The organism is Limimaricola cinnabarinus (assembly GCF_002723615.1).
Taxonomy (GTDB): domain Bacteria; phylum Pseudomonadota; class Alphaproteobacteria; order Rhodobacterales; family Rhodobacteraceae; genus Limimaricola; species Limimaricola cinnabarinus_B.
On sequence record NZ_KZ305004.1, the window covers coordinates 1 to 5640 of the forward strand.

Below are 5640 nucleotides of genomic sequence, written 5' to 3' on the forward strand. Positions count from 1 at the left end.
CGGCGCGGGCAGCGTCAGCAGGGCAAAGAGCGCGATGATCCCCAAATAGGGCAGGGCCTGCATCGTGACGGCCCGGCGATCCACCTCCAGGAGATGCGCCCGCCGGTGTTCGGCGTGATTGTCATGCCCCTCAATGCGCTTCCTGCGCGTTGCGGCGTAGGCCGTCACCACCATCAGGGGAATGGCGAGCACGTTCGACCCCAGCAGCGCGCCCAGACCGATATCACCGACACCGCGCAGGGCGCTCGTGGTGTTGATGCCGATCTCCGGAGAGGCCGCGGCGAGGCCAACGAAAGCGCCGCCGGCGGCCACAGAGAAGCCCCACTGCTTGCGCAGCTTCTTCAAAGGCTCCGCCAGATGCTCCGCGCCCCAATGCGCGGCCCAGACGGCAGCCAACAGCACCGGTATCCAGATCAGAAGATTGCTACTCATACCATGTCCTGCGCTTCCCGGGAGGCAACGCCCTCGGGGCCGCGAACGGTTCCGCCGGCTCTGGAGTTCTCCGGGCCGAAACGGCCTACAGTGACGCTCCCCTTGTCCGGCCGAAAGAACAGCAACCGAAGCGCATTCAAAGTCACGAGGACGGTCGCGCCCGTATCAGCGAGAATGGCGATCCACAGACCGGTGATCCCGAGGATCGTGGTCACGAGAAAGACCAGCTTCAGGCCGAGAGCGATGACGATGTTCTGACGGATGTTTGCCATGGTCGCGCGGGCGAGCCGGATCGTGCCTGCGACGTCTGTCACCCGGTTGCGCAGGATCGCGGCATCGGCAGTCTCGAGCGCCACGTCGGTGCCGGAGCCCATGGCCACGCCCACATGCGCGGCCGCGAGCGCTGGCGCATCGTTGATGCCGTCGCCAACCATCATCACTCGCGCCTCGGAGGTCAGGCCGTGAATGGCGGCGACCTTGTCCTCGGGCATGAGGCCGGCCTGATGTGCGATGCCGAGTTGGCCCGCGATGGCCTGTGCGGTGCGGGGATTGTCACCCGTGAGCATGACTGGCTCGATCCCGAGTGCTTGAAGTTCGGCAACCGCCCGCGCGGCATCGGGCCGCGGCTGGTCGCGCAAGGCAATGATCCCCAGCGGCGTCGTATCGCCAAGCACGAGCACCACCGTCTTGCCCTCGGCCTCAAGGGCCGAGACGCGGTCGCGCACCGCGTCGCTCATCGCGCCGCGCTCTTCGGCCAGCCGGGGCGAGCCGACCGAGATCGTCCTGCCGTCAATAACGGCCTCGGCGCCTCTGCCGGGAAGCGCCTTGGCGGCGCGGACTGGTGCGGCGTCGATGCCTCGCTCCTCGGCCATGGTGCAGATCGCCCGGCCGAGTGGATGGCTGGCCCCGCTTTCGACGCCGGCCGCGCGCGCCAGCAGCTCCGTCTCGCTTCCGGACAGGGCGATCACATCCGTCACGCGGGGCCGTCCTTGCGTGAGCGTGCCGGTCTTGTCGAAGGCGACATGCGTCGTGCGTGCCACCGCTTCGATCACGGCGCCGCCCTTCATCAACAGGCCCCGGCGGGCCCCGGTCGACAGGGCTGAGGATATCGAGGCCGGCACCGAGATCACCAGCGCGCAGGGACAGCCGATGAGCAAAAGGGCCAAGGCACGGTAGATCCAGTCCTGCCACGCCGCGCCGAAGGCGAGCGGTGGCACGAGGGCGACCAAAATGGCCGCGCCCACCACGGCGGGCATGTAGACCCGGCTGAAGCGGTCGATGAATCGCTCGGTCGGCGCCCGCGCGCTTTCGGCTTCCTCAACAAGACGCACGATGCGCGCGATGGTGTTGTCCTGGGCCGCCTTCGTCACCCGCACGCGCAAGGCGGCTTCGGTGTTGATCGACCCGGCAAAGACTTCCATGCCCGGCTCCTTGAGGCGCGGCACGCTCTCACCGGTCACGGGGCTTTCGTCGACACCCGAGGTCCCCTCGATCACCTCGCCGTCGCAGGGAACGCGGTCGCCTGGGCGGACCAGCACGGTCTGGCCCACCCGAAGCGCTTGCGCGGGCACCTCTCGGGTTCGTCCTCCGATCTCGAGCAGGGCCACTTTCGGCACGAGCCGCGACAGCGCGCGAATGCCTTCCCTTGCCTTGTTGGCGGAGAGACCTTCGAGCATCTCGCCCACCGCGAAGAGAAACACGACAAGCGCGGCCTCTTCCGCTTCGCCGATCACGAGAGCCCCCGTGGCGGCAATCGTCATGAGCATCTCGATGGTGAATGGCATGCCCGTCCGGAGCATGGCGATGGCCCGCCGCGCTACCGGTGCGAGACCAAGGAGCGTCGCGAGGACGAAAGCCCACTTGGAAATGTGGGTCGGCAGGAACAGGTGCAAGGCCGCGGCAACCGCCAGCAGCGCACCGGTGCCGATCACCAGACGCCCCTTCGACGTCTGATACCAGGATGCAGGGGCAGGCTCGGCCGGTTGCGCCCCGGTCTCGTCGCGGACGTCGTCCTCCTGCGTCGTGTCGGGAAACGCGCCATCCGGGAGGACGAAGCCGCCTTCGGGCCTCTCCGGCGCCGCGCCCTTTGGCGCGATGCCGAAGCCAATGGCCCGCACCGCCTTCTCGACTTGCGCTGGCAAGGTCTCTCCTTCGTCGAGGGTCAGGCGCAGCCGCTCTGTCATCAGGGCGACATCGACACCCGCCACGCCCGGAAGGCGTTCCACGGCTCCGCGCACCTTTGCGGCGCAGGAGCCGCAATCCATGCCCGTCACGCGCCACTCGTATTGCCGGATATTGCCGTCCGTCATGGCGTTCTCTCCACCGTGATTCCCGTTTGGTGTCCGACATACGACCTACAGCCGCTGTAGCTTCAAGCCCCATGGCGCGCTTCGTTCAGCCAAGCCAAACATCGAGGAAGAGCATGAGAACGAGTCCGATCGACAAGCCGAAAGTCGCCTTCTTCTGGTGCCCTCGGCGATGGGTCTCGGGAATGATCTCGTGGCTGATGACATAGATCATCGCGCCTGCCGCGAAGGCCAGGCCCCAGGGAAGAAGCGGCTGGGACAGCGAGACCACTCCCGCGCCGAGCGCGCCACCGATCGGCTCCACGAGGCCGGTCAGCGCGGCGATGGTCCAAGCCCGGCCCTTGTCATACCCTTCGCCGAGAAGAGAGACCGCCACGGCGAGTCCTTCGGGGGCGTTCTGAAGACCGATGCCCAAGGCGAGCGGCAGTCCACCCGAGAGACCGTCGGCCCCGAAGCCCACGCCGACCGCGAGGCCTTCCGGGACATTGTGGATCGTGATCGCGAAGATGAAGAGCCAGACCCGCCTGAGGGAGGCGGCCTCGGGACCCTCCCGTCCGCTGCTGAAATGTTCATGCGGCAGGCGCTCGTTCATCCATGCTACGGCGCCGATCCCCAGTAGGATCGCCACGCAGACGATAGCCGCCGGTGCCGCGCCGTTCTCGAAGCGGGACTCGGCTGCATCGAGCGCCGGAATGATCAGCGAGAAGAATGATGCCGCGAGCATGACGCCTGCGGCAAAGCCGAGTGCGAGATCGCGCGTGGCACGCGACGGGATCTGGCCAAGCAGCACGGGGCTCGCACCGACCGCAGTCATGGCACCGGCCAGAAGACTACCCACGAAACCGAGGGCGAGCGGGGACATCTGCTCCATCATCACGATCCTTTTGCGAGCGGGAATGGAGGCGGTCAGAGGCTGCCGGTCGCAACCTGTCCAGGCTCTTGCAACAGGCGGGCTTCGAGCCGAGAGCGCGCGTTCAGGAGGCGGGTCAGCGCCTCGTCGGCATCGGCGGCCAAATCGGTCGCTTGAGCCAGGCGCTCGTCCGACAGGGGATCTGTGGGACGGCCGTTCACACGCACCTCGTAGTGCAGGTTCGGACCGGTCGCCGTGCCGGTGGCCCCCACACGACCGATGGTATCGCCTGCGGCGACGCGCTGCCCTCGTGACAATCCGTCCGGCACTTCGCTGAGATGGGCATAGCGAGTCAGGGTGTCCGAGCCATGCGCGATCTCGACGACCCGGCCGTAGCCGCCGCGCCAGCCTACATAGGCGATGCGCCCGGGGGCCGTGGCATTCACGGGTATTCCCCGAGCAGCGGCGAAGTCGACGCCGGTGTGCATGCGCACATTGCCATAGACTGGATGGGTGCGCTTTCCGAAGACGGAGGAAAGCCGCGCACCCTGCACGGGCGGGGCGAAGACACGCAGCACCTCTCCATCAAGGTAAATGGTGGCACGGCCGCTTTCATCGTCGGGCCAGACCACCTCGTAGAGGGCGTCCCCGACATCCAGCGCCGCGAATGCCAGCCGGGGTTCGCCGATCACAGCGTCCTCCACCCTCATCTCTCGCCAGAGCAGGCGCAGGGTCTCGCCCCCACTGAGCTCACGACGGAAATCCACCGTGCCGCCGAGTATCTGCGCGAGATCGACGGCAAAACGTGCCGGGATGCCCGTCTCCGCAAGCGCCGAGGAAATCGAGGTCACGACCTTGGCTTGTCCGGCCACGATCTCGACCACGGGCTCAGGCGAGACGACACGGGTGGCCAGGCGGTCGCCAAAGGTTGTCTCGATACGGGTGCCGTCATCGACCTCCAACGTAACCCGCTGCGGGGCGCCGCGATCGGTCGTGATGACGGAAACCAGATGGCCGGGACGGAGCTTGCGCAGATCGTATTCGACGCCGATCGCGAGGGCGACTTCTGCCCGGTCCGCCGCCTCGAGGCCAGCGTCCATCAGAACCGTGTCCAGCGTCTCCCCCGCGGCAATCTCGCGCGACCATGCAGCACGTGACGGTGCCATCGCCGGCAGGGCGGTCTCGGCTACCAACACCTCGGGGAGAGCCAACGGCGTGGCGGTGGGCGCAACATCGTGCTCCGCAGAAACTTCGACCGGGAGGTCCTGAGCGAGTGACGGTGACGCGATGGGGGCAGGGGCCCATGCGCCGACCATCTTCAGGGCCGGCGGCACCGCTTCCGTCGGAACCAGGGTTGGGTAGACAAGAATACCTGCCGAAACACCGATCGCCGCAATCCCCGCGGCCCAGTAGCGCAACCTCATGCCGAACCCTTGTTTGCAGCGCTCAAGGCCTCGCGGGTCTTGATCGCGATGAACTGTCCCGGCTGGGGACGGTGGGCATAAGCGACGAGAGAATCCGTCGTCTCGGACAGGTCGTCATTCGCAAGATGGCTGGTCATGTGATGCCTTGTGTCTACGAAGGGCCAATGCTTGGTGCTTCCGGCCCCTTGGCGGCCGATTCCGAAGTTTTCAGCGCACTGCTAAAACCTCGAGCCACTGGAGGTTCAACCCCCATTCGCGTGAACACGGCAAAGCGGCCCGTGATCTCAGGACACCATCTTGCCAAACCGCCGCTCCAAACCTACGGAATGTGTAGGTTTGGAGGGCGAAGATGCTGACGATCGGTTATCTGGCGAAGAAGACGGGCACGAAGGTGCAGACCATCCGCTATTACGAGCAGGTCGGCCTGATGCCCGAACCGGGGCGGACCGATGGTGGACAGCGCCGCTATGGAAATGCCGAGCTCGACCGCCTGTCTTTCATCCGTCATGCTCGGCAGCTTGGCTTCTCGCTCGATGCGATCCGTGAACTGCTCGACCTCAGCGATCATCCCGCCCGGTCCTGCGAGGAGGCGGACGCTATTGCCCGGCGCCAGCTCAAGCAGGTCGAG

The 5640-nt window shown here is 66.6% G+C and carries 5 protein-coding genes and 1 pseudogene; 1 reads left to right on the forward strand and 5 read right to left on the reverse strand.

From position 1 onward, the window contains the following. The 5 genes and pseudogenes from CJ301_RS18265 to CJ301_RS18935 all read right to left on the reverse strand — a co-directional run. Positions 1-402 (reverse strand): annotated as a pseudogene (locus CJ301_RS18265) (sodium:calcium exchanger); the annotation flags it as partial. A gap of 26 nt (positions 403-428) precedes the next feature. Continuing rightward, entirely contained in the window at positions 429-2741 is a 2313-nt protein-coding gene (locus tag CJ301_RS18270) for a heavy metal translocating P-type ATPase (RefSeq protein WP_099278764.1), read from the reverse strand. Positions 2742-2826: 85 nt separating this feature from the next. After that, positions 2827-3609, reverse strand: a complete 783-nt coding sequence (locus CJ301_RS18275; protein ID WP_099278765.1) for a ZIP family metal transporter — start codon at positions 3607-3609, stop codon at positions 2827-2829. Between the two features lie 35 nt (positions 3610-3644). Continuing rightward, positions 3645-5012 carry a M23 family metallopeptidase gene (locus CJ301_RS18280; RefSeq protein WP_173812394.1) on the reverse strand — a complete coding sequence of 456 codons (1368 nt, stop codon included), beginning with the start codon at positions 5010-5012 and terminating at the stop codon, positions 3645-3647. Continuing rightward, positions 5009-5149 carry a hypothetical protein gene (locus CJ301_RS18935; protein ID WP_162620630.1) on the reverse strand — a complete coding sequence of 47 codons (141 nt, stop codon included), beginning with the start codon at positions 5147-5149 and terminating at the stop codon, positions 5009-5011. The genes CJ301_RS18280 and CJ301_RS18935 overlap by 4 nt, the downstream gene beginning before the upstream one ends. Before the next feature lie 212 nt (positions 5150-5361). Between CJ301_RS18935 and CJ301_RS18285 the strand changes: the two genes are divergently transcribed. Beyond that, on the forward strand, positions 5362-5640 hold a 279-nt coding region (locus CJ301_RS18285; protein ID WP_099278766.1), incomplete at its 3' end, for a MerR family transcriptional regulator.

What these genes read in the sequence shown, in the direction of transcription:
- CJ301_RS18270 (WP_099278764.1), bottom strand. Translation starts at nt 2,741, where the DNA reads ATGACGGACGGCAATATCCGGCAATACGAGTGGCGCGTGACGGGCATG.
- CJ301_RS18935 (WP_162620630.1), bottom strand. Translation starts at nt 5,149, where the DNA reads ATGACCAGCCATCTTGCGAATGACGACCTGTCCGAGACGACGGATTCT.
- CJ301_RS18280 (WP_173812394.1), bottom strand. Translation starts at nt 5,012, where the DNA reads ATGAGGTTGCGCTACTGGGCCGCGGGGATTGCGGCGATCGGTGTTTCG.
- CJ301_RS18275 (WP_099278765.1), bottom strand. Translation starts at nt 3,609, where the DNA reads ATGGAGCAGATGTCCCCGCTCGCCCTCGGTTTCGTGGGTAGTCTTCTG.